At 67.4% G+C, this 22,321-nt stretch carries 21 protein-coding genes; 5 read left to right on the top strand and 16 right to left on the bottom strand.

The window, feature by feature from the left end; all coding sequences use genetic code 11:
- Position 1: 1 nt before the first annotated feature.
- Both QRO95_RS17650 and trpB read right to left on the bottom strand, forming a co-directional pair.
- Positions 2-679 (bottom strand): hypothetical protein, encoded by a 678-nt coding sequence (locus QRO95_RS17650; RefSeq protein ID WP_285303113.1) that lies wholly within the window; start codon positions 677-679, stop codon positions 2-4.
- Complete coding sequence (trpB, locus tag QRO95_RS17645; protein ID WP_032128250.1) at positions 676-1,893, bottom strand: tryptophan synthase subunit beta; 1,218 nt, start codon at positions 1,891-1,893, stop codon at positions 676-678. The genes QRO95_RS17650 and trpB overlap by 4 nt, the downstream gene beginning before the upstream one ends.
- Positions 1,894-1,990: 97 nt before the next feature.
- On the opposite strand from trpB, the gene QRO95_RS17640 reads away from it, so the two are divergent.
- The gene (locus QRO95_RS17640) at positions 1,991-2,878 is read left to right on the top strand and encodes a LysR family transcriptional regulator (protein WP_285303112.1); all 888 of its coding nucleotides are present in this window, start codon (positions 1,991-1,993) and stop codon (positions 2,876-2,878) included.
- A 48-nt stretch (positions 2,879-2,926) separates the two neighbouring features.
- On the opposite strand, the gene QRO95_RS17635 is transcribed toward QRO95_RS17640, so the two are convergent.
- From QRO95_RS17635 to prmB, 10 genes are all read right to left on the bottom strand, one after another.
- Positions 2,927-4,783, bottom strand: a complete 1,857-nt coding sequence (locus QRO95_RS17635) for a peptidoglycan-binding protein (protein ID WP_180845121.1) — start codon at positions 4,781-4,783, stop codon at positions 2,927-2,929.
- A 48-nt stretch (positions 4,784-4,831) separates the two neighbouring features.
- A complete protein-coding gene (locus QRO95_RS17630) occupies positions 4,832-5,521 on the bottom strand; it encodes a hypothetical protein (RefSeq protein WP_080355441.1) in 690 nt (229 codons plus the stop codon).
- A 254-nt stretch (positions 5,522-5,775) separates the two neighbouring features.
- A complete protein-coding gene (locus QRO95_RS17625; RefSeq protein ID WP_019660598.1) occupies positions 5,776-6,432 on the bottom strand; it encodes a phosphoribosylanthranilate isomerase in 657 nt (218 codons plus the stop codon).
- A complete protein-coding gene (gene truA / locus QRO95_RS17620) occupies positions 6,429-7,199 on the bottom strand; it encodes a tRNA pseudouridine(38-40) synthase TruA (RefSeq protein WP_285303111.1) in 771 nt (256 codons plus the stop codon). The genes QRO95_RS17625 and truA overlap by 4 nt, the downstream gene beginning before the upstream one ends.
- Positions 7,200-7,231: 32 nt before the next feature.
- A complete protein-coding gene (locus QRO95_RS17615; RefSeq protein ID WP_032128247.1) occupies positions 7,232-7,594 on the bottom strand; it encodes a VOC family protein in 363 nt (120 codons plus the stop codon).
- Between the two features lie 26 nt (positions 7,595-7,620).
- The gene (locus QRO95_RS17610; protein ID WP_285303110.1) at positions 7,621-9,675 is read right to left on the bottom strand and encodes a FimV/HubP family polar landmark protein; all 2,055 of its coding nucleotides are present in this window, start codon (positions 9,673-9,675) and stop codon (positions 7,621-7,623) included.
- Positions 9,676-9,823: 148 nt separating this feature from the next.
- Positions 9,824-10,852, bottom strand: coding sequence for an aspartate-semialdehyde dehydrogenase (locus QRO95_RS17605; RefSeq protein WP_012511725.1), 1,029 nt, complete (start codon positions 10,850-10,852; stop codon positions 9,824-9,826).
- A gap of 93 nt (positions 10,853-10,945) precedes the next feature.
- Positions 10,946-11,983 (bottom strand): D-glycerate dehydrogenase, encoded by a 1,038-nt coding sequence (locus QRO95_RS17600; protein WP_285303109.1) that lies wholly within the window; start codon positions 11,981-11,983, stop codon positions 10,946-10,948.
- A complete protein-coding gene (gene aroC / locus QRO95_RS17595) occupies positions 11,976-13,079 on the bottom strand; it encodes a chorismate synthase (RefSeq protein ID WP_285303108.1) in 1,104 nt (367 codons plus the stop codon). Before aroC ends, QRO95_RS17600 begins: the two co-directional genes overlap by 8 nt.
- Positions 13,076-14,005, bottom strand: coding sequence for a 50S ribosomal protein L3 N(5)-glutamine methyltransferase (prmB, locus tag QRO95_RS17590; protein WP_005410487.1), 930 nt, complete (start codon positions 14,003-14,005; stop codon positions 13,076-13,078). Before prmB ends, aroC begins: the two co-directional genes overlap by 4 nt.
- 122 nt (positions 14,006-14,127) lie before the next feature.
- Here prmB and QRO95_RS17585 point away from each other — a divergent pair, with 122 nt between their 5' ends.
- Together QRO95_RS17585 and asd are read left to right on the top strand one after the other, a co-directional pair.
- The gene (locus QRO95_RS17585; RefSeq protein WP_006381470.1) at positions 14,128-14,778 is read left to right on the top strand and encodes an SCO family protein; all 651 of its coding nucleotides are present in this window, start codon (positions 14,128-14,130) and stop codon (positions 14,776-14,778) included.
- Positions 14,775-15,617 (top strand): archaetidylserine decarboxylase, encoded by an 843-nt coding sequence (asd, locus tag QRO95_RS17580; RefSeq protein ID WP_006381472.1) that lies wholly within the window; start codon positions 14,775-14,777, stop codon positions 15,615-15,617. The genes QRO95_RS17585 and asd overlap by 4 nt, the downstream gene beginning before the upstream one ends.
- Before the next feature lie 91 nt (positions 15,618-15,708).
- Here the strand turns inward: asd and QRO95_RS17575 are convergent, their stop codons facing one another.
- Complete coding sequence (locus tag QRO95_RS17575) at positions 15,709-16,056, bottom strand: ribonuclease E inhibitor RraB (protein ID WP_032128242.1); 348 nt, start codon at positions 16,054-16,056, stop codon at positions 15,709-15,711.
- 24 nt (positions 16,057-16,080) lie between these two features.
- Positions 16,081-17,685, bottom strand: coding sequence for a transglycosylase SLT domain-containing protein (locus QRO95_RS17570; protein ID WP_285303107.1), 1,605 nt, complete (start codon positions 17,683-17,685; stop codon positions 16,081-16,083).
- 122 nt (positions 17,686-17,807) lie between these two features.
- Between QRO95_RS17570 and QRO95_RS17565 the strand changes: the two genes are divergently transcribed.
- Positions 17,808-19,313, top strand: coding sequence for a helicase HerA-like domain-containing protein (locus tag QRO95_RS17565; protein ID WP_285303106.1), 1,506 nt, complete (start codon positions 17,808-17,810; stop codon positions 19,311-19,313).
- Positions 19,314-19,391: 78 nt separating this feature from the next.
- Positions 19,392-19,898: a transcription elongation factor GreB gene (greB, locus tag QRO95_RS17560; protein ID WP_285303105.1), complete on the top strand. Its 507-nt coding sequence runs from the start codon at positions 19,392-19,394 to the stop codon at positions 19,896-19,898.
- A 158-nt stretch (positions 19,899-20,056) separates the two neighbouring features.
- Here the strand turns inward: greB and QRO95_RS17555 are convergent, their stop codons facing one another.
- Positions 20,057-20,893, bottom strand: coding sequence for a DUF3025 domain-containing protein (locus QRO95_RS17555; protein WP_285303104.1), 837 nt, complete (start codon positions 20,891-20,893; stop codon positions 20,057-20,059).
- Complete coding sequence (rimO, locus tag QRO95_RS17550; RefSeq protein ID WP_285303103.1) at positions 20,890-22,251, bottom strand: 30S ribosomal protein S12 methylthiotransferase RimO; 1,362 nt, start codon at positions 22,249-22,251, stop codon at positions 20,890-20,892. The genes QRO95_RS17555 and rimO overlap by 4 nt, the downstream gene beginning before the upstream one ends.
- Positions 22,252-22,321: the final 70 nt, after the last annotated feature.

The raw sequence follows: 22,321 nt of genomic DNA, 5'->3' as shown, positions 1-22,321 counted from the left end.
CTCAGGCACATCCTTCAATCAGTTCAATCGCATCGCTGGTCCCCCAGTACATCTGGATGACCCTCCCTTCAAACAGTTCCACGCGGATGCCAAGGGCCGAGCCCGGGTCCTGCCAGGTGAGGTACTCGCCCTGGTCACCGTCGTAGGCATGCGGGCTGGATACCGGCGGCTTCGGGAACTGGGCCATGGCCTGGGCGCGGGTCATGCCGACACGCAGGCCGAACGGCCCGGGCTGCTGGGTCGGCGCCCCGCTCTCCGGATCCAGGCCGAGATCGAAACGGACGACGCGATCTTCATCGGTCATCATCGACACGCCCGGCGGCAGCCCCTTGCCGTCGTAGTACTCGCAACTGCCGCCGATGGCTTCGACCGCCCCTTGCGCGGTCCACGGCCCGAGTGCCTTCAGATCGGTCATATGCTGGCCGATCAGCACCTCGCCGGCATGGTCCAGCGCCACCGAGGCCACCGCGGGCGCGTCATCGCTGTCCTTATCTTCCACAGACGGCGGATCGTCGATCGGCGTACGCGCCATCGGGTCAAGATCATCGTTGGCGGCCTGCTGCACAGGCTGCGTGGTGGCCTTGGCGGCCGGTGCCAGCACCGGCGACTCCGGCGGCTGGCACGCGGCCAAGCCCAGCGCCAGCAGCAGCACGCCGCTGTTCCGCAGCCGCGCGCTCACAGCACCAGCCCTTCGCGCGCGGCGATGGTGTGCACGTCCTTGTCGCCACGGCCGGACAGGTTGCACAGCACGATCTGGTCACGCGGACGCTCACGCGCCAGCTTGATCGCCTGTGCCAGCGCATGGCTGGATTCCAGCGCCGGCAGGATGCCTTCGGTGTGCGCCAGCAGGTGGAAGGCCTGCAGCGCTTCCTCATCGGTGATGCCGAGGTAGCGCGCGCGGCCGGTATCGGCCAGGAACGCGTGCTCCGGCCCGACACCCGGGTAGTCCAGGCCGGCTGACACCGAGTGGGTCTCGATGATCTGGCCGTCGTCGTCGCACAGCACATAGGTGCGGTTGCCGTGCAGCACGCCCGGCCGACCCGCCGCGATCGATGCAGCGTGGCGCCCGGTGCTGATGCCATCACCGGCAGCTTCGGCGCCGACAATCTCGACCTGGCGATCATTGAGGAAGGCATGGAACAGGCCGATGGCATTGCTGCCGCCGCCGACGCAGGCGGTGATCGCATCCGGCAGGCGGCCGTACTCGGCCAGCATCTGCTCGCGTGCTTCGCGGCCGACGATGGCGTTGAAATCGCGCACCATGCGCGGGTACGGATCCGGGCCGGCCACGGTGCCGATGATGTAGAAGGTGTCCTGCACGTTGGTCACCCAATCGCGCATCGCTTCGTTGAGCGCGTCCTTCAGGGTGGCCGAGCCGGAGGTGACCGGCACCACCGTCGCACCGAGCAGCTTCATTCGGTAGACGTTGATCTTCTGCCGCTCGATGTCGGTGGCGCCCATGTACACCACGCATTCCAGGCCCAAGCGCGCGGCAACGGTGGCACTGGCCACGCCATGCTGCCCGGCACCGGTCTCGGCGATGATGCGCTTCTTGCCCATCCGCGCGGCCAGCAGCGCCTGGCCGATGGTGTTGTTGATCTTGTGCGCACCGGTGTGGTTCAGGTCCTCGCGCTTGAGCAGGATCTGCGCACCGCCGACATGATCGCTCAGGCGCTGGGCGTGGTAGATCGGGCTCGGCCGGCCCACGTAATGGGCCAGGTCGCGGTCATAGGCCAGCTGGAATTCGGGGTCCTGGCGGGCCTGGTCATAGGCCTGGGCCAGTTCCTGCAGCGGGCCGACCAGGGTTTCGGCGACGAAGCTGCCACCGTAGCGGCCGAAGTGGCCCTGGGCATCCGGGAAGGCGTGGTAGTCGGCAATGGGGGAGGCAGACATGGAAGCGACCGCTGGTTCGAGACAGGTGGATACTCTAGCGCACGGGTCGTGACCGGAAAATGGATATTATCTGGCGCATATCGTCAGGAAATCTCACATGATTCGTTCCCTGCTGCCTCCCCTCAATGCGCTGCGTGCGTTCGAGGCCACCGCCCGTCTGGGCGGGGTTGGGCGCGCCGCGCAGGACCTGCATGTCACCCACGGCGCGGTCAGCCGGCAACTGAAGCTGCTGGAGGATCATCTCGGCCTGGCATTGTTCCAGCGTGCCGGCCGCGGGCTGCGCCTGACCGCTGCGGGCACGCGACTGCAGGCCGCGTGCAGCGAGGCGTTCAGCGGCATCGAAGACTGCGTGCGCGAGCTGCGCCGGCCGACGGCGGCCCCAGCACTGGTGCTGGGCTGCAGCGGCAGCGTACTGGCGCGCTGGATGATCCCGCGCCTGCCCGTGCTGCAGGCCGCCCTGCCCGGCGTGCGCCTGCAGTGGTCGGCGCTGGATGGCAGTTTCACCGAAGCACAGGCGGCGCTGGATGCCGTACTACTGCTGGCGCAGGGGCCGTGGCCACGGGGCTGGCAGGTGCGTGAGCTGGCGCCGGAACGGGTCGGCGTGGTGGTGGCACCCTCGCATCCGGCCGCGCAGCGCCTGCGGCAGGTACCGCCCTCGGCGCTGCTGCAGGAAACGCTGCTGCACACCAGCTCACGGCCGCAGGCGTGGCCGGCGTGGGCGCAGGCGCACGATCTGGACACCGCGAAGCTGCAGCTGGGCACCGCTTTCGAACATCTGTACTACCTGCTGGAAGCAGCCGTGGCCGGGCTGGGCCCGGCGATCGCACCGGAGCCACTGGTGGCCGAAGATCTGGCAGCAGGCCGGCTGGTCGCACCGTGGGGGTTTACCGCCACCGGCGGCTTCTGGGTGCTGGCGCGGCCGGATGGCCCGGCCGATGCACGGGTGGACGCCCTGGCCGACTGGGCAGCAGCACAGCTGCAATGAGACGAGGCCCCGGGCGGCGTTCACCGCCCGGAGCCGGCAACACAGGCCTCAGCGACCGCCCATCGCGACCCGCTGCTGCTCCTCATGCACCTGCTGCTGGTGCGAAGGATCTGCCAGCAGCTTGGCACTGGTCTGCTCCAGCGACGGCGGCGCCTGGGCCAGGTCCACCGCGGTGCGGAAGCCCGGCGTCGTGCCCATCACGAACGCCTTGCCATCCTGCACCGTGATGCTCTGCAGCTTGTCGGCCGCGTCGATTCCGTTCTGCTTTGCATGCAGGGTGATATTGGCGGCAGCCTCTTCGGAAAACACGCTGGGAAGCTTGCTGCGGACGGCGTTGTGCAGTGCGTGGTCCGGATGCGATGCATCGTTCAGCGACGGCCCCTTCGGTACAGCCGCTGCAGGTTCATGGCCCTGCGCACGGCCCGCCGCCAGCGCGGCAGCGGTCTGGCGACCGACAATTCCATCGGCCACCAGCCCCTGCTGTTTCTGCAGCGCGATCACCGCTTCGCGGGTGTGATCACCAAAACGACCATCCTCTGACAATCGATGGCCCTGCGCATCACGCACACCGAGCTGGTTGAGAGTCTGCTGCAACGCCTGCACGTCCGCGCCACGCTGCCCCTGCTTCATCACCTCGCTGGCGGCCGCGTGTGATGCAGCCGGCTGCACGGTGGCGGTTGGCCGGGACAGCGCAGGTTCGCCATTGCCGTGCAGCGGCGCGCGCACCTGGAATTCCGGCTTCGGTGTCAGCGCACCAACGATGCGGGTGCTTCCGCCATCCCAGTACCCGCCCGGCCGGATGGTGACTTCGGCCGGCCCGGTGCTTCCCTGTGAACCGATGAACTGGATGTTTCCCTGCGCGTCGTAGCCTTTGAAAATGCCGACATGCTGGCCCTGCGACGAGGAGAACATCAGGATGTCGCCCTGCTTCAGCGATCCGTTCGGTTTGCGTGCTTCGGCAGCCGAGGTCACATCGAAATGCTCGCGTGCGTAAGCCGTGGTGTTCGCACCATTGAACAGCGTCGACGTAGTGAACCCCGCAGCGTTCTCGCCACGCACGTCGTAACCCGCGTTCTTCAGGCCTCGCCATACGAACGCCGAGCAATCCACGCCGAAGCGTCCGTCACCATCGAGGTCACGCTCCAGCCGGCTGCTGTCGCGACCCGGGCGCGGATGGTCCGGGCGCCCGTATTCGTACTGGCGGCCTGAGGCCATGAAATGCTGATAGGCCTCGTTGTAGAGCGCGGCACTGCCGACTGCAGCCGCGGCCTGGCCCGCAGCAGGCGCCGCCGCTGAAGGCGTCTGTACCTGCGGTTGGGTCTGGGTCTGCACGGGCGCGGCCGCCGGAGTGCGCGTGGGTGGCTGCTGCGTGGCAACCTCACCCGGCTGCCAGCCCTCGAAACGGCGGATGCCGTCGGCCAGCACTTCACGCTCTCGCACGCTCATCTGGCCGACGGTCTTCGAGCGCAGGTCGACACCCTGGCGATCGCCTTCGGCATAGATGGTGGCCGCCTGCTCCTTGTGGTGGGTGGTGCCGCTGTAATCCTTGGTGGAGTAGCTCGGCAGCATTTCCTCCACGGTCTTGTCGCCGAACCGGCGTTCGAGCAGCTGGATCTTCGCTACCCGGCCGGCTTCATAGCTTTCGAAAACCGCGTTGCCCCATTGGTCGAGATCGACCACGCCCTTGTAGCGCCCCTGCGCCGATTCCAGCGCCTGCTCGCGGGTACGCGGATTGGTCACCGTCTTGTCCGCGCTGCCGGCGAATTCAAACTTGAGATTGCCAGGATTGTTGTTGCGCCACGAGACGCTGCCGCCTGATCGTTCGACGACACTGCCATCGTCCATTTCCAGCGTGCGCGTGGTACCTACGCTGCTGACCAGCCGGGTGATTTTCGGATCCGACATGAGCTGTTCCTTTGCCAGTGGTTGATTGGACCGCTCCCCTGGCGGTGATTACATTCCGTTGGAAAACACGTCGAGCACGTCCGCACTGACCCAGCCCTGTGCGCAGTTCCCGGCGTAACGTCCCGGCGCCGCCGCATGGCAGGCCTCGCCCCCCGTGGTCGCCAGGCCAGTGATCGGCCTGTCGCCATAGGTGTCACACAACGTGTTGCCCTTGCACTTGCCGACCGTCGCAGCGGGAACCGCAACGACGTAATAGAACAGCGGATTCTGTCCGGTGCGTCCGATGCCCTGCACGCAGACCAGCTGCCCCTTCGACAGCTTCGCGGTCACGCTGGCCTTGCTGCCGGTCGATGGCACCGCACTCAACGTCTCCACGCCCTTGGCATCGGCTACGCCAGCGAAGAAACCCTGGTCGCCACAGTCCGGCGACAGTTCGACATCGTAGAAATCACCGCTGTCCACATCGCCCGCCGTGCAGCCGCTGCCCGTACTGGCGTTGCTGCATTTCACGCCACTGGCCTGGATCAGCGCAGCCAGGCCGTCGGCTGCCGGTGCTGCCGCCGGAACCGTGGCCGGTGCTGTGGCAGGTGCATCTGCCGGTGCGGCAGCGGCCGGTGCCGATGCGGTCGGGGCGGATGAGTCACCGGCCGCACACGCGCCCAAGGCAAGCAGCAGGCTGGGTACGAGCGTCAGGCGGGCCAGGCGGATACGGCGGGAAGAGAGATGGGGCATATCCATTGCGTCCTCGTTCGAAAGGTAGGGCGTATCTCAAGGGTTGCGGCCAGCGACACGCACACGGCATCGCACCCAGCCAAGACAGGCTGGGCGCATTGTGTCCGATCAGATGTTCGGGGGGTGTCGACTTTTTGGCGCTGGAACCTGAATTACCCGAAAGCGTGATATTCATCGCATTCAGGATTCGCCCGCCTTCACGGCACGGCGGAATGCACCGTCGACGATGACATTCCGGGTGACCCCTCAGGTGACGCGGATCACTCCAGAACGGTGCAATCCGCGCGACGCACTTCTTCGACGAAGGTGCGCATTTTGTAGCCGTCCTTGATGCCCGGCTCCAGCTCGATGCCGCTGGAGACGTCCACGCCCCACGGCAGCGTCGCCAGCACGGCATCGTAGACGTTCTCAGGGTTCAGGCCACCGGCCAGCAGGAACGGCCGGTGCAACCCGGTCGGAACGCGGCCCCAGTCGAACGCCACGCCGGTGCCGCCACCGCCACCCGGGGCGTGGCTGTCGAACAGGAAGCCGGCAGCGCTGGGGTAGCGCAGCTGCAGGGTGCGGGCGTTGACCTCTTCACGGCCGCCCATGGCGATCGCCTTCAGGTACGGCATGTTGAAGCTGCGGCAGAAGCTTTCGTCTTCCTCACCATGGAACTGCAGCAGGGTCGGACGTACCGTACGCAGCACCTCGCGCACTTCCTCCTTGCTGTTGTTGCGGAACAGCGCCACCACGTCGACCATCGGCGCGATCGCCTGGCGCATCGCGCGGGCCTCGGCCGGTGCAACCCGGCGGCTGCTCTCGCGGGCAAAGATGAAACCCACTGCGTCCACGCCCAGCTCACCGGCCAGGCGGACGTCGCCGGCACGGGTCATTCCACAGAACTTGATGCGCGTACGGTAGTAGGAACGGCTCATAGCGTGACCTCGGCGGGCAGATGCCAGTTGTCGGGGTACAGGGGCCCAAGGAACACCAGGCCCTGCGGCGGTGCGGTGGGACCAGCTACGGTGCGGTCGCGCCCGGCCAGCAGTTCGGCGATCCATTCCACCGGTTTTTCGCCGCTGCCCACCAGGATCAACGATCCGACGATATTGCGGACCATGTGATGAAGAAATGCATTGCCACGTACTGCGACTTCGATCACTTCGCCATGGCGGCTGACCTGCAACGCCTGCAGTTCACGCCGCGCATGCAGCGCCTGGCACTGCACCGAACGGAACGCGCTGAAGTCGTTCTCGCCAAGCAATGCCTGGCCGGCGGCGTGCATCAGGGTCTCGTCCAGCGCACGGCGCTCCCAGCTCAGGGTCTGCCGGTCCAGCGCCGGCCGTACCTCGCGGTTGAGCAGCCGATAGCGATAGCGGCGCGCGCGCGCGGAGAAACGGGCGTGGAAATCATCGGCCACCGGCACGCACCAGCGCACCGCGATCGAGCGCGGCAGGCGGGTGGTGGTGCCGAGCATCCAGGCGCGCGGATCGCGCACCACGTCGGTATCGAAATGCACGACCTGGCACTGGCCATGCACGCCGGCATCGGTGCGGCCGGCGCAGACCACCTGCAGCGGCGCATCAGCCACCGATGACAGGGCCTGCTCGAGGCTGGCCTGCACGCTGGGACCACCCTCGCCCAGGTTCTGCCAGCCCCTGAAATCGCTGCCGTCGTACTCGACGCCAAGCGCATAACGCATGTGCTACCTCGATGTTGCGGATGGGGCGGCGCTCAGGCCGGATCGCGTTCGGACCAGACCGCCAGTTCGTTGCCACCGGGCTCGACGAACTGGAAGCGGCTGCCACCGGGGAAAGAAAACACCGCGCGCACGATCTCGCCGCCGGCGTCGCGCACGGCGGCCTCGACCGGTGCCAGTGCGTCGGCATACAGCACCAGCAGCGGTGCACCGCTGTCGCTGGCCCGCTGCGGCTGGCCACGGAAGAAGCCGCCCTGCAGGCGGCCATCGTCGAACGCCGTGTAGTCGCTGCCGTAGTCGACGAACGACCAGCCGAACACCTTCTCGAAGAAGGCACGGCTGGCAGCCGGGTCGCTGGACGCGAATTCAACGTAGTCGATGCGGCGTTCGCGGCTCATGGCAAGGTCCTTGTCGGCAGGTTCGGTCACGGCAGGCGCGCCAGCAGTTCACGGGCCTGGGCCTGGCTGTGCAGGTCACCGCCTTCGGCGACTTCCAGCAACAGGGTGCGCGCCGTCTGCGCGTCGCCCAGATCGAGGTAGGCAATGGCCAGTTCCAGGCGCTCCTGGCCGGCACGTGGCGACCAGCCGGTGTCGTCGGCAGGCACGGCCGCGCTCGACGCGATGTCGTCGGAACGAGAGGCCTCGATGCTGCCATGGTCGATGCCGTCGACGGCTTCGGGATGAGCGGCATCCGCCGGCGCCTCGTTGTCATGCGCGTCGGCCGGCAGATCGAACACGCCGCGGAACTGCGGCTGCTGTTCGGCATGCAGTGCGTAGTCCGGCACCGCCACTTCGGCCGGCGCCTGCGGTACAACGCGTTCGTCCTGCAGCGGCGCGGCGACGACAACCTCGTCGGCGGTGGTTGCGGAATCGTCCCAGCGCGGCAGATCGGTCACCGCTTCGGGCAAGGCCACCGCGTCCTCGTCGCGCAGCGTGTCGGCCTGCCAGTCGGCCCGTACCGCGCGCTCGGCGACAGGTTCGGCGACCACTACGTCGTGCACTTCGGTTTCGGTCGCCCAGTCGGGCATCGCCGGTTCCTGGCGGCCGTTGCCGGCAACAGCCGATGACCACGAGGACTGCTCGGCCAGCGTATCCAGCGCCGCACCCGCCGGCACCGCTGCGGCCAGGCCGGCAGCATCGTCTTCCTCACGCAGCGGCGGCAGCGGCGACGGCTTGCGACGACGCAGCAGCCAGGCGGCGCCCGCCGCCAGCAGCAGCACCGGCAGCCCCAGCCAGTACCACGGCGTTGCCGCATCGCGGGCATCCGGTGCCTGCGCCAGGCGCTGCTGCGCGGCGGCCAGATCGTTGTCCTTCATCGCGATCAGCGACTGCTGCTGTTCCTTGAGCTTTTCCAGGTCGGCCACGCGCTGCTTCAGCTCGCCGATCTCGGCATCGCGGGTGGCGATGTCCTCACGCGCCTGGCGCAGTTGTTCGTTGCCCAGCATGTCACCCTCGCTGCCGGCAGCGGTGCCGGTGGTTGTGCCCGCGTGCGCGGCGTCGGACGCCAGCGCCGGAGCGATCTCAAGTCGTGCCCCATTGGCCGCAGCCGGGGAAGAAGCGTTCGTGGCTGCCGCCTTGGCAACCGGTGCGGCCATGCCCACCGGTTGCGGCACGGTACGTGCCTGCCGCCATTGCGCGGCATGCTCGCGCACGAGCGTCGTCGCTTCGGCAGCGTCGACCGCAGCAAGCGCATCACTGCCGGGCATGCGCAGCACCGCACCCTGCTTGAGCAGGTTGACGTTGCCGCGGATGAAGGCTTCGGGATTGGCACGCAGCAGGGCAATCATCGCGCGGTCGCGACTGACCTGGTTGCCACGTGCCACCGCACTGGCGATCTGCGACAGGGTCTGCCCGCGCTGCACGGTGATGCTGCCATCGGCCGCCGGTGCAGCAACTGGCGCGGAGGCCGCACGCGGGCGTGCCGGTGCTGGCGCCACCGCTGGTGGAGGCGTCGTGGGCGTCTCTGCTGCTGGCACCGAAGCCGGTGCAGGTTCGCGCACGATGGTATTGGAGAGCGTACCGGCCGGCGCGACGATTTCCGGCTCGGCCACGGCCAACGCACTGGGCGGCGCATCGACCAGTGCCGAGTACTCACGCACCAGGCGGCCCTGGCCCCAGTCGGCTTCGATCAGGAAGCTGAGCGACGGCGTCTCCACCGGCGCCTGCGAGGTGACGCGCACCACCGCCCTGCCCTGCGTGTCGCGGGTCAGTTCGAACTGCAGTTCACTGACCAGTCCGGTTGGCCGCTGCAGGCCGACACGTTCGAAGGTGACCGGTGAGGCCAGCGCCACGCGCAGGTTTTCCAGTTCGGACGGGTCCGCCGAGACCACCGGGATTTCGGCCAGCAGGGGCTGGCCCGGCTTGGACAGGACCCGGATGTCGCCCAACCCCAGGGCAAGCGCCGAACTGCTGGCCAGGGCGAGCAGTGCGGCGGACAGATAGGTGAGCGGGCGCTTTGCGCCCTTGGCCCGTTTATTCATGGGCGACACTATAAAGCGTGCGGACCGGGGTCCGCACCCACCGATGGAAGACCTTCGGTAGTGCCGGCCGCTGGCCGGCATACACGCACGCCCCCATCACGGCAATGCCGGCCAGCGGCCGGCACTACCGGTGAGGCAACCGCTGTGATCAGCGCTGCTCGGCGGCGACCAGCTCGGCCAGCTGCACGGCATTCAACGCCGCGCCCTTGCGCACGTTGTCCGACACGATCCACAGGTTCAGGCCGCGCGGGTGCGACAGGTCCTCACGGATGCGGCCGACGTACACCGCGTCGGTGCCCGACGCATGCGTGACCGGGGTCGGGTAACCACCGGCTTCGTGACGATCGACCACTTCGATGCCCGGCGACTGCTCCAGCAGCGCGCGTGCTTCGGCCACGGTGACCTTATCACGGGTCTCGATCGCGACCGACTCGGAGTGGCCGTAGAACACCGGCACACGCACTGCAGTCGGGTTCACCAGGATGCTGTCGTCGCCGAGGATCTTGCGGGTTTCCCAGATCAGCTTCATCTCTTCCTTGGTGAAGCCGTTGTCCTGGAAGTCATCGATGTGCGGGATCAGGTTGAAGGCGATCTGCACCGGGAAGCGCTGCGGATCGATTTCCTGGAAACTCAGCAGCTGGCCGGTCTGCTTGCCCAGTTCCTCGGTTGCCGAACGGCCACCGCCGGACACCGACTGGTAGGTGGAGACGTTGATGCGCTCGATGCCGTACTTGCGGTGCAGCGGTGCCAACGCCACCAGCATCTGCATGGTCGAGCAGTTCGGGTTGGCGATGATGCCGCGCGGACGGTTGGCGACCTGCTCCGGGTTGACCTCGGACACCACCAGCGGCACGTCATCGTCGTAACGGAAGGCCGAGGAGTTGTCGATCACCACCGCACCCGCTGCGGCGAACTTCGGTGCGTATTCCTTGGACACGCTGCCGCCGGCCGAGAACAGGGCGATCTCGACGCCGCTCGGATCGAAGGTGGCCAGGTCCTGGACCTTGACCTTCTGGCCGTTGAACTCGATCTCGCCGCCGGCCGAACGCTCGGAAGCGAGAACGCTCAGGGTGCCGACCGGGAAATCACGCTCGGCCAGGATCGACAACATGGTCTCGCCGACCGCACCGGTGGCACCGACGACGGCGACGTGGAAACTGCGCTGTGCATTGCTCATGGGGGAAACTCTCACGAAAACGGGGATGGGGAAAAAAACACGCACGACAGCTGGGTTCGGGGAACCTCCTCAAGCGGGGCGCGCAGAGGTTCCCTATCGTTTCCCGGTTTTTTTGCCCAGAGTCACGCGCGCGGCCATCGCCGCGTCAGCGTTGATCGCGCTCGGCATGCGCGACGGGCCGCCGTCCAGGCCGAGCCCGGCAACCAGATTATCCACGGCCAGCTGTACCATCGCCGTGCGCGTGGCCAGCGAGGCGCTGCCGATGTGCGGAGTGAGCACGACGTTGCGCAGCGCCAGCAGTTCGGGGCGTACCTTTGGCTCGCCTTCGTACACATCCAGACCCGCTGCAGCAAGGCGGCCGTTGGCCAGCGCATCGGCCAGCGCGATCTCATCGACCAGGCCGCCACGGGCGATGTTCACCAGCGTCGCCGACGGCTTCATCTTCGCCAGCGCGGCGGCATCGATCAGGTGGTGCGAGGCCGGGGTATACGGCAGCACCAGCAGCAGGTGATCGGACTGCGCCAGCAGGGTGTCCAGGTCCACATAACGGGCCCCCACCTCCGCTTCGGTCGCGGCCGGAAGCTGCGAACGGTTGTGGTACAGCACCTTCATGCCGAAACCATGCGCGCCGCGGCGGGCGATGCCCTGGCCGATGCGGCCCATGCCGAGGATACCCAGCGTGCTGCCGTGGATGTCGGCACCGAGCATGGTCTGGAACGACCACTGCTGCCACTGGCCTTCGCGCAGCCAGCGCTCGGATTCAGTGATGCGGCGCGCGGTGGCCATCAACAGAGCGAAACCGAGATCGGCGGTGGTTTCAGTCAGGACGTCCGGGGTATTGCTGGCGAGGATGCCGGCCGCGCTGAGCGCGTCGACGTCCAGGTTGTTGTAGCCGACACCGACATTGGCGATCACCTGCAGCTGCGCGGCATCGGCCACCTGTGCTGCGCCGATGCGCTCGTTGAGGGTGATGATGGCGCCGTCGGCGCTGGCCAGCTGTTCGGCGATCTGGTCGGGCGACCACGCGGTGACGGTGTCGGTGCTGCGCAGCTGCACGCGATCGCGCAGCGGCGCGATGGCCGCGTCGATCAGCGGCTGGCTCACCCACACGGTCGGCCGCGTGTCAGCCATCGATCTGCCCGGGAATGCGCGGGGTGATCGTGCCGACATCGCCGCACTGCGCGCGATGACGCAGCGCCTGGTCCATCAGCACCATCGCCACCATCGCCTCGGCGATCGGGGTGGCGCGGATACCGACGCAGGGATCGTGGCGACCGGTGGTGACGACCTCCACCACGTTGCCGGCCGTGTCCAGCGACGGGCCGGGCAGGCGCAGGCTGGAAGTCGGCTTGAGCACGATCGAGGCGACCACCGGCTGGCCGGTGGAAATGCCACCGAGGATGCCGCCGGCATGGTTGCTGGCGAAGCCCTGCGGGGTCAGCAGGTCGCGGTGTTCGGTGCCCTTCTGTGCGGCGCTGGCGAAACCGTCGCCGATTTCAACGCCCTTCACCGCGTTGATGCTCATCAGTGCGGCAGCCAGTTCGCCATCGAGCTTGCCGTAGATCGGCTCGCCCCAGCCTGGCGGCACGTTGTCGGCCACCACGTCCACGCGCGCACCGACCGAATCACCGGACTTGCGCAACGCATCCATGTACGCCTCCAGTTCCGGCACCTGTGCGGCGTGCGGCCAGAAGAAGGGATTGTCTTCCACCGCCGACCAGTCGAAACCGGCCGGGGTGATCTCGCCCAGCTGCGACAGGTAGCCGCGCACGGTCACGCCGAAGCGCTCGGCCAGCCATTTCTTGGCGACTACGCCGGCGGCCACGCGCATGGTGGTCTCGCGCGCGGAAGAACGGCCGCCACCGCGCGGGTCGCGGATGCCGTACTTGTGCCAGTAGCTGTAGTCGGCATGGCCCGGCCGGAACTGCTGGCCGATGTTGGCGTAGTCCTTGCTGCGCTGGTCGGTGTTGCGGATCAGCAGGGCGATCGGCGTGCCGGTGGTCAGGCCCTCGTACACGCCGGACAGGATCTCGACATCGTCCGCCTCGCGGCGCGCTGAGGTGTGCCGGCTCTTGCCGGTAGCGCGACGCTGCAGGTCGTGGGCGAATTCGGCCGCGTCCAGCGCCAGCCCCGGAGGGCAGCCATCGATCACGCAGCCGATGGCCGGCCCGTGCGACTCGCCGAACGTGGTGACGGTGAACAGCTTGCCGAACGAATTGGAACTCACGGGCGCTGCGCCGCCAGTTCGGTGATGCGCGCGCTGTGGGCGATCAGCTCGCGGCATTCGACCGCGAAGATGCCCATCTGGCCAACCTTGAATTCGATCCAGGCGAAGTCGACTTCCGGCAGCAGCTTGATCAGGTGCTGCTCGGATTCGCCCACTTCACAGATCAGCAGACCGTCTTCGCTCAGGTGCAGCGGCGCATCGCGCAGGATCTTCAGCACCAGGTCCAGGCCGTCGTCGCCGGCACGCAGGCCCATCTCCGGCTCGTAGGAGTATTCCTGCGGCAGGGCATCGGTCTCGTCGTTGGTGACGTACGGGGGGTTGGTGACGATCAGGTCGTAGTGGCGACCGGTCAGGCCGTTGAACAGGTCCGACTTGAGCAGGGTGACGTTGTGCGCCTGCAGGCGTTCCTTGTTTTCTTCGGCCAGCGACAGCGCGTCGTCGCTCAGGTCGACACCGTCCACTTCCCAGTTCGGGTAATAGTGGCCCATGGCGATGGCGATGCAGCCCGAACCGGTGCACAGGTCCAGCGCACGGCTGACATCACGGCCGGCCAGCCACGGCTCGAAGCCGCATTCGATCAGTTCGGCGATCGGCGAGCGCGGCACCAGGGCGCGCTTGTCGCTCTTGAAACTCAGGCCGGCGAACCAGGCCTCGCCGGTCAGGTAGGCGGCCGGGATGCGTTCGTCGATGCGGCGCTGGAACAGCTCCAGCACGCGCAGCTTCTCGGCCTGCAGCAGACGCGCCTGGCCGTACGCCGGGCCCAGATCGTGCGGCAGGTGCAGGCTGTGCAGCACCAGCTGGGTGGCCTCGTCCAGCGCATTGTCGTAGCTGTGCCCGAAGGTCAGCCCGGCTTCGTTGAAACGGCTGGTGCCGTAGCGGATCAGATCGATGATCGTGTGGAGTTCGGCGGCCGTTTCAGCGGTCATGGCGGTACTGCGGGCAAAGTGGCCCTCGATTATAGGGGCTGGCGCCCGCGGCGGCATCCGTTGCGGCAGAAACGATCGGGCCGCAGCCGGTATGATGGAGCCCACTTCGCGCGGGGGCTCCCATGTTCAATCGCAACGCCGGCATCATCCTGCTGATCGCCCTGGCGGCGGGTCTCGGCCTGCTGGCCGCCCAGCAGGTGTTCGCGCCGAAGCCGCCGGCCAATGCCCCGGCCACCGAAGCGATCACCCTGTACCCGCAGCCGCGCGAACTGCCCGACTTCAATCTGGCCCAGTCCGACGGTACCCGCCTGATTCCGGGCGAACTGAAGGGTCACTGGACCCTGGTGTTCCTGGGCTTCACCTTCTGCCCGGACGTCTGCCCGACCACCCTGGCCGAGCTGGCCGGCGCGCAGAACCAGTGGGAGGCCCTGCCCGACAGCCTGCGCCCGCGCGTGCTGTTCATCTCGGTCGACCCGGACCGTGACAGCGCCACCCGCCTCGGCGAGTACGTGCACGGCTTCCACAAGGACACCCTGGCCGCCACCGCCGATGTGCCCTCGCTGGAGCGCTTCGCCACCTCGCTGGGCTTCGTGTTCCAGAAGGTGCCAGGCAAGCACTTCGACGAGAACCCCGAGGATTACACCGTCGAGCACTCGGCCAGCCTGGCCGTGCTCGACCCGCAGGGCCGCCTTGCCGGCCTGGTGCGGCCCCCGTTCAACGCGCCGGCCATTGCCCGCGACCTGCAGAAGCTGACCGAGAAGACCGCCCCATGAGCCTCACCACCGCCCTGACGTACGCCCTGCCCCACCGCCTGCTGTCCTCGATGGCGCGTTCGCTGGCGTACTCGGACGATCCGCGCGTGTCGCGCTGGCTGATCGACACGGTCACCCGCAAGTTCAACGTCAATCTGGACGAAGCGGCCAACCCGGACCCGCGCAGCTATGCCACCTTCAACCAGTTCTTCACCCGTGCGCTGAAGCCGGGCGCGCGCGTGGCCGATGCCGATCCGCGCAGCCTGGTGATGCCGGCCGATGGCCGCATCAGCCAGCTCGGCAGGATCGAAGCCGGCCGCATCTTCCAGGCCAAGGGCCAGTCGTTCACCGCCGCCGAACTGCTGGGCAGTGACGAGGATGCCAAGCCGTACAACGACGGCCTGTACGCCACCGTGTACCTGTCGCCGCGCGACTACCATCGCGTGCACATGCCGTGGACCGGCACCCTGCGCGAAACCGTGCACGTGCCGGGCCGCCTGTTCAGCGTCGGCCCGGCCGCCGTCAACGGCGTGCCGCGCCTGTTCGCGCGCAACGAACGCCTGGTCTGCCATTTCGACACCAGCTTCGGCCCGATGGTCAGCGTGATGGTCGGTGCGCTGCTGGTGTCCGGCGTGGAAACCGTGTGGAGCGGCGAAGAAATTCCGGCCTACGGTGACCGCATCACCCGCAAGGACTACCGCGGCCAGGGCATCCAGCTGGAGCGTTTCGCCGAGATGGCGCGCTTCAACTACGGCTCGACCGTGATCGTGCTGCTGCCGCCGGGCGTGGCCGAGTTCGCCCCGCAGCTGGGTGCCGAAAGCCCGGTGCAGCTGGGCCAGGCGCTGGCGAAGCTGCGCTGAGGCTTCGGTAGTGCCGGCCGCTGGCCGGCATCTCCGTTGATCCAACGCGACGAGCATTGCCGGCCAGCGGCCGGCACTACCGGTACGCGCGTTACTGCAGGGCCGGGGCCGGGCCGACGTCCATGCCGTCGTAGTCTTCCACGCCCTTTTCCGCGGCCAGCGCAGCGAATTCCTGGTTGCGGCGGTCCAGCGAGGCTTCGTCGTGGATCTCCACACGCTCCACGTGCAGCACGTGGAACGGCGCGTCGCCCTCTTCCGGCTCCTGCTCGAACAGTTCCACGAAGGTATAGCCCTGCGCCTGCAGGTGCTCTGCCAGTGCCTGCAACGGCTCAGCCGTGGAGTGCACGAAGAAGTACCCCCACAGCAACGGGCCGTTGATGTCCCAGTCGGTGTTTTCGCGGAGGTTGGCGAACAGGTTGCGGGTGTCTTCGAGATCCATGTGGGTTCCAGAGGTCGTGGGGGATTACTTGTCGCAGCCCTGCAGCTTCAGCGTCTGGCCGTGGCGCAGGCTGTAGGCCGGGGCCTTCAGGCCGTTGGCGCGGGCCAGGGTCGGCACGTCGCACTGGAACTTCGCGGCAATGGCGCCCAGGGTCTCACCCCGGCCCACCTTGTGGCTGCGCACCGGCTTCGGCCGTGCCGCCGGGCGCGGCATGGCTACCGGAGCGACCGGTGTGGTCGGCACGCTGGTGGAGGCCGCGGCGTCGGCCACCGGCACCACGCCGCCCACGGCCACGCTGCCGGTGTAGCTGGCGGCGGTCGGGCGCTTGATCGCCGCGTTCAGATCGGCGGTGATCAGGGTGCGGGCCAGGTCGGCACGCGGGCCACTGACGCAGTTGCGCTGGTACAGGCCGGCAATGCGGGTGGTGGCGTTGATCAGCGTGCCGGCCGGAATCCAGCCATCGGCCTCATAGCGCGGGTTGAGATTGCGCAGCGCGCGCATGTAGCCATCACGGGTGCCGTGGCTGCCCAGGCAGATGGTCAGTTCGTAGATGGTGGTGGACTTGGCCAGGCGCAGCGTGGCCGGCTGCGCACTGATCTTCGGCAGCTCCACACCGTACTGCTGCGGGTGCAGGAAGATCCAGGCCGCGGCGATCACCATCGGCACGTAGTCCTTGGTTTCACCGGGGAACTGGTTGTAGACGCTGTCGGTCCAGAAACTCTGGCCACCGCTCTGCTTGAACACGCGCGCGGCGCGGCCTTCGCCACCGTTGTAGGCGGCCACCGACATTTCCACGTTGTTGTTCAGTTCGCGCAGGCGCTCGTTGAGATAACTGGCGCTGGCCTCGGCGGCACTGCGTGCGTCAAAGCGCGTGTCGAAGCCGGTGCCGTCCGGGCCCAGGCCGAAGCGGCGGCCGGTGGCCGGCATGAACTGCATCAGCCCGGCGGCGCCGGCACGCGAGGAGGCATGCACACGGCCGTTGGACTCCTTGGCCATGATGCCGAACAGCAGCGCCTCCGGCAGACCACGCTTTTCCCACTCCGGCCACATCACCGCGCGCAGGTTCTGGTAGTTCTCGTAGCTGGTCAGCAGCGCCGGGCGCATGTCGGTCAACCAGCGGCGGATGCCGGCCTGCACGGCGGGGTTGTACTCGACCATGGTGTCGAAGGCATGTCGCTTGTCGTTGAGCAGCGCTGCAGCGCGCGCGGCCTCCGGCACGTCGGCGGTAAGCGGGCCGATATGGTCGGGGTCGGCTTCCAGGCGGTCACCACCCTCATCGGCCACGTCATCGCTGGCAGCGGCATCAGCATCATGCTTGAGCAGGCGCTTGTAGCTGGCCAGCAGGGTGCCCATCTGGCAGCCCTTCTGCTTCACGCAGTCGTTGAGGACATCTTCCATGTCCTCCAGCGCGGCGTCCGCCTCGTTGCTGCCCTTGGGGTCGGCATTGGCGACCAGCAGCAGCGCATCGCTGTAGCGCTTCTCGGCGGCGGTCATGCGCTGCTGCAGCGCATCCACCTTCACCTTGTCCCGGGCCGAAACCCGCTGCGCATGGGCGTCGGGCGCCAGGGAAACCAGGCCGGCCAGGGCCAGCAGCGGCCAACCGCGGGAAATCAGGACAGGAACGGGCATTGATGGCACTGTGTGCGAAACAGGCAGGCAGAGTAGCGGCGCCGCCAAGGTCCGGGCAAGCCGACCTTCGGCCCGTCACCGCCGGCGGTTAACATTGGGCTATTCACCACAAGGGCTGGACCATGGATCCGATTCTGCTCGGCAAAGGCATCACCGACGATATTGCCGTCACCCTGCTGCCGAAACTCGGCAACCGCCACGGCCTGGTGGCCGGCGCCACCGGTACCGGCAAGACCGTGACCTTGATGACCCTGGCCGAGGGCTTCTCGCGGCTGGGCGTGCCGGTGTTCCTGGCCGATGTGAAGGGCGATGTGTCCGGCCTGGCCGTGCCCGGCACAGGCGCCGAGAACCTGCTCAAGCGCGCCGCCGAGATCGGCGTGGCCGACTACGCGCCGGCCGCCAGCCCGACGATTTTCTGGGACCTGTACGGCAAGCTCGGGCACCCGGTGCGCACTACGGTCAGCGAAATGGGCCCGACCCTGCTGGCACGCATCCTCGAGTTGAACGACACCCAGGCCGGGGTGCTCGATATCGTATTCAAGCTGGCCGACGATCGCGGCCTGCTGCTGCTGGACATGGATGACCTGCGCGCCCTGCTCGGCCTGGTTGCCGAGGAACGCAAGGACATCTCCACCGAGTACGGTCTGGTCAGCGCGCAGTCCATCGCTGCGATCCAGCGCTCGGTGTTGCGCCTGGCACAGGATGGCGGCGAGAACTTCTTCGGCGAACCGGCCTTGGAACTGGCCGACATCATGCGGGTCAATCACGACGGCCGCGGCGTGATCGGCATCCTCGCCGCCGACCAGCTGGTGCTCAAGCCCAAGTTGTATTCCACCTTCCTGCTGTGGCTGCTGTCGGAGCTGTTCGAGCAGCTGCCGGAGGTGGGCGACCTGGACAAGCCGAAGCTGGTCTTCATCTTCGACGAGGCCCACCTGCTGTTCGACGACGCACCGGCCTCGCTGGTGCAGCGCATCGAGCAGGTGGTGCGCCTGATCCGCTCCAAGGGCGTGGGCGTGTATTTCTGCTCGCAGTTCCCCGACGACGTACCGGGCAACATCCTCGGCCAGCTCGGCAACCGCATGCAGCACGCACTGCGTGCGTTCACACCGCGCGACCAGAAGGCGGTGAAGACCGCTGCCGAGACCTTCGTGCCGAATCCGAAGCTGGACGTGGCCAAGGTGCTCAGTCAGCTCGGCACCGGCGAAGCACTGGTCTCCACGCTGCAGGACAAGGGCGTGCCGATGCCGGTGCAGCAGACGATGATCGCACCACCGCGCTGCCGGATGGGGCCGATCACCGAGGCCGAGCGCGCCCAGGTGCGTGCCGGCAGCCCGGTCGGCAGCCGCTACGACACCGCGATCAACCGCGAATCGGCCGCCGAGCTGCTGGCCCAGCGTGCGCAGAAAACAGTCGAGCAGGCGCAGGCTCCCGCCGCCCGCAGCCGCGAGCAGGACGAAGCGCAGGAAGGCGGTTTCGGCCAGGCGATCAAGGATGCGATCTTCGGCACCAAGCGCCGCCAGGGCATGATCGAGACCATGGCCAAGCAGACCACGCGTACCGTTGGCACCAAGCTGGGCAACCAGATCGTGCGTGGCCTGCTGGGCGGCATCTTCGGCGGCAAACGCTGACCTGCCCTCCCGGGGTCGGAGGCCTTTCCTGTGGAAAGGACCCGGCCCCATCGTTCCCCTGAAAAGAAGTTGCACCACATGTCGCGTTGGCGTCCCCCTGCAGAAAAGAGTACCGCCCTGATCACCGCCTCCGGCCACGCCCGGTTGAAGGCCGAACTGGATGAGCTGTGGCGTGTGCGCCGCCCGGAGGTGGTGAAGGCGCTGGCCGCTGCTGCAGCGGAAGGCGATCGTTCGGAAAACGCCGAGTACACCTATCGCAAGAAGCAGCTGGGTGAAATCGACCGCCGCGTGCGCTACCTGACCAAGCGGCTGGAATCGCTGCGCGTGGTCGACACCACGCCGACCGATCCGCAGGCGGTGTTCTTCGGTGCGTGGGTGGAACTGGAGAACGTGGACAGTGGCAGCACCAGCCGCTATCGCATCGTCGGCCCGGATGAGACCGACGCAGGCCTGGGTTGGATCAGCATCGATTCGCCGCTGGCACGTGCACTGCTGAAGAAGCGGCTGGATGATGAATTCTCGGTGGAGCTGCCCGGCGGCCAGTTCACCTTTGCGGTAATCGGGGTGGAATACGAGCCGTTGTAGAGTCGACTGTCAGTCGACTACCACGCGAAGCGCGGCACAAACCTCCGCAGCCGGACGGCAAACGCACCGCGATCCTCAATCGCGGTTGATGACTCGCCGAAGCCATCTGTCAGGCGTTCACGGCCTCGGAACGAAGAGCAGTCGACTGACAGTCGACTCTACATAGCCCCGTGCAACGGCGGCGGATACTGGCGGCCGGCACGCAACGGGCGGAAGTACTCGGCATCTGCATAGAAGTCGGCGTCCTGTCTCTCGTGCCAGCCCGGAACTCCAGCCAACGGCAGCGGACGCAACTGCAGGGGATCGGTCACTGCCCTGCCTTCGGCAATGGCCGCGGTCACCGCGTCAACACAGGTGTCATCGGCTCTGCCGTGCACCACCACGCACTTGCCCACCAGCCGGCGGCCCGGCAGCAGCGCCTGCTCCATCAGCGCGTGCCCGAATACCGCAGCGATGGCGATGTCGCCGCTCAGCCAGTGTCTCGATTCGAACAGCGCACACCAGTCGTGCACATCCCAGGCAGCCAGCAGCGTGTGATCGCGCACACGCACGATCACGCCGGTTTCGTCGAACTGGGTCAGTGCCGCCTGCGCGCGGTTGCGCTGACCCGGCGGCATCGCCTCGACATGCCGGCACTGCTGCGCATTGAGCGCCTGCTTGAGCTGCGGGTAGTGGGCCCACACCAGTGCGTTGAACAGGTCATGCCAGTTGTCGGCGCGGGTGGCGATGCGGCCCTGTGCGATGCGGGCTTCGTAGTGCAGGCCGTCGGCCAGCAGCGTGGCATCCTGCTCGACCAGCTGCTTGCCGGGCAGCGCGAGGCGTGCCTCGAGCGCTGCAATGGACGGCCACTCCGGGCCTTCCAACAGATCACGAACGTCGCGCAATCCGGCAAACACCGGGTGCGCGAACACCTGTGGATCGACCGCCGCACGCGGCGGCGGTACGAAGCGGCGGACGCCGCCCCCGTCACCGGCGGCGGTCGTCGCCGCAGTCACAGCATCTTGAGATCGAATGCCGGGCGGGTGGCGGCCGGCAGCGCGTCACCGTACAGGTCGTGCTCGTCGCTCTCGGTGATGTCCACGTCGACGAACTCACCCACGCGCAACGGCACCTGGTCGGCATTCTGGATGTGCACCAGGCCATCGATCTCCGGGGCATCGGCCTTGGAACGGGCCACCGCGATATCGCCTTCGATGGCGTCGACCAGGCACTGCTGCACGGTGCCGATCTTGGCCTCCAGGCGCGCAGCGGAAATCTGCGCCTGCTTTTCCATGAAACGGGCCAAGCGCTCCTGCTTCACTTCCTCCGGAACCGCATCCGGCAGGTCGTTGGCGGTGGCACCCTCGACCGGCGAATAGGCGAACGCGCCGACGCGGTCCAGCTGCGCTTCGTCGAGGAACGACAGCAGCTCTTCAAATTCGGCCTCGGTCTCGCCGGGGAAGCCGACGATGAAGGTGGAACGCACGGTGATGTCCGGCGCGATACGGCGCCAGTTCTGCACGCGCTCCAGGGTCTTCTCGACCGCGCCGGGGCGCTTCATCAGGCGCAGGATGCGCGGGCTGGCATGCTGGAACGGGATGTCCAGGTACGGCAGGATGCGGTTTTCGGCCATCAGCGGCACCACCTCGTCCACGTGCGGGTACGGGTAGACGTAGTGCATGCGCACCCACGCATCCAGCTCGGACAGGCCTTCGCACAGCGCCTTCAGGCGGGTCTGGTAGGCCTTGTCGCGCCACATCTTCTCGGCGTACTTCACGTCCACGCCGTAGGCCGAGGTGTCCTGCGAAACCACCAGCAGCTCGCGCACGCCACCACGCACCAGGCGCTCGGCTTCACGCAGCACTTCATCCACCGGGCGCGAGACCAGCTTGCCGCGCATCGACGGAATGATGCAGAAGCTGCACTTGTGGTTGCAGCCCTCGGAAATCTTCAGGTAGGCAAAGTGACGCGGGGTCAGCTTGATACCGTAGTCGGGCACCAGGTCCACGAACGGATCGTGCTTGGGCGGCAGCGCTTCATGCACCGCTTCCATCACGCTCTGGTAGTCCTGCGGGCCGGACACCGCAAGCACGTTGGGGTACGCCTCGCGGATCTGCTCCGGGCGCTTGCCCAGGCAGCCGGTGACGATGACCTTGCCGTTCTGGTTCATCGCCTCGCCGATCGCGTCCAGCGACTCGGTCACCGCCGAATCGATGAAGCCGCAGGTGTTGACCACCACCACGTCGGCCGAATCGTAGGACGGCACGATGTCGTAGCCTTCCGAGCGGAGCTGGGTAAGGATGCGTTCGGAATCGACAAGGGCCTTCGGGCAGCCAAGGCTGACGAAGCCGACTTTGGGGTTCAGCTGGGACATGGAATCGCGGGACTCTGGGGGCCTGGGCCCCTGCCGGCATGGCAGGGGTACCTGGGGGCCGCGGCCTGAA

The sequence above is a fragment of the Stenotrophomonas maltophilia group sp. Smal13 genome, assembly GCF_030236855.1.
GTDB classification, from domain to species: Bacteria; Pseudomonadota; Gammaproteobacteria; order Xanthomonadales; family Xanthomonadaceae; genus Stenotrophomonas; species Stenotrophomonas maltophilia_A.
This window is presented reverse-complemented; position numbering and strand designations above follow the sequence as displayed.

What these genes read in the sequence shown, in the direction of transcription:
- QRO95_RS17585 (WP_006381470.1), top strand. Translation starts at nt 14,128, where the DNA reads ATGTTCAATCGCAACGCCGGCATCATCCTGCTGATCGCCCTGGCGGCG.
- truA (WP_285303111.1), bottom strand. Translation starts at nt 7,199, where the DNA reads ATGCGTTATGCGCTTGGCGTCGAGTACGACGGCAGCGATTTCAGGGGC.
- QRO95_RS17610 (WP_285303110.1), bottom strand. Translation starts at nt 9,675, where the DNA reads ATGAATAAACGGGCCAAGGGCGCAAAGCGCCCGCTCACCTATCTGTCC.
- QRO95_RS17570 (WP_285303107.1), bottom strand. Translation starts at nt 17,685, where the DNA reads ATGCCCGTTCCTGTCCTGATTTCCCGCGGTTGGCCGCTGCTGGCCCTG.
- rimO (WP_285303103.1), bottom strand. Translation starts at nt 22,251, where the DNA reads ATGTCCCAGCTGAACCCCAAAGTCGGCTTCGTCAGCCTTGGCTGCCCG.
- QRO95_RS17625 (WP_019660598.1), bottom strand. Translation starts at nt 6,432, where the DNA reads ATGAGCCGTTCCTACTACCGTACGCGCATCAAGTTCTGTGGAATGACC.
- trpB (WP_032128250.1), bottom strand. Translation starts at nt 1,893, where the DNA reads ATGTCTGCCTCCCCCATTGCCGACTACCACGCCTTCCCGGATGCCCAG.
- QRO95_RS17565 (WP_285303106.1), top strand. Translation starts at nt 17,808, where the DNA reads ATGGATCCGATTCTGCTCGGCAAAGGCATCACCGACGATATTGCCGTC.
- QRO95_RS17615 (WP_032128247.1), bottom strand. Translation starts at nt 7,594, where the DNA reads ATGAGCCGCGAACGCCGCATCGACTACGTTGAATTCGCGTCCAGCGAC.
- QRO95_RS17635 (WP_180845121.1), bottom strand. Translation starts at nt 4,783, where the DNA reads ATGTCGGATCCGAAAATCACCCGGCTGGTCAGCAGCGTAGGTACCACG.
- QRO95_RS17605 (WP_012511725.1), bottom strand. Translation starts at nt 10,852, where the DNA reads ATGAGCAATGCACAGCGCAGTTTCCACGTCGCCGTCGTCGGTGCCACC.
- prmB (WP_005410487.1), bottom strand. Translation starts at nt 14,005, where the DNA reads ATGACCGCTGAAACGGCCGCCGAACTCCACACGATCATCGATCTGATC.
- QRO95_RS17600 (WP_285303109.1), bottom strand. Translation starts at nt 11,983, where the DNA reads ATGGCTGACACGCGGCCGACCGTGTGGGTGAGCCAGCCGCTGATCGAC.
- QRO95_RS17640 (WP_285303112.1), top strand. Translation starts at nt 1,991, where the DNA reads ATGATTCGTTCCCTGCTGCCTCCCCTCAATGCGCTGCGTGCGTTCGAG.
- QRO95_RS17630 (WP_080355441.1), bottom strand. Translation starts at nt 5,521, where the DNA reads ATGGATATGCCCCATCTCTCTTCCCGCCGTATCCGCCTGGCCCGCCTG.
- asd (WP_006381472.1), top strand. Translation starts at nt 14,775, where the DNA reads ATGAGCCTCACCACCGCCCTGACGTACGCCCTGCCCCACCGCCTGCTG.
- QRO95_RS17575 (WP_032128242.1), bottom strand. Translation starts at nt 16,056, where the DNA reads ATGGATCTCGAAGACACCCGCAACCTGTTCGCCAACCTCCGCGAAAAC.
- greB (WP_285303105.1), top strand. Translation starts at nt 19,392, where the DNA reads ATGTCGCGTTGGCGTCCCCCTGCAGAAAAGAGTACCGCCCTGATCACC.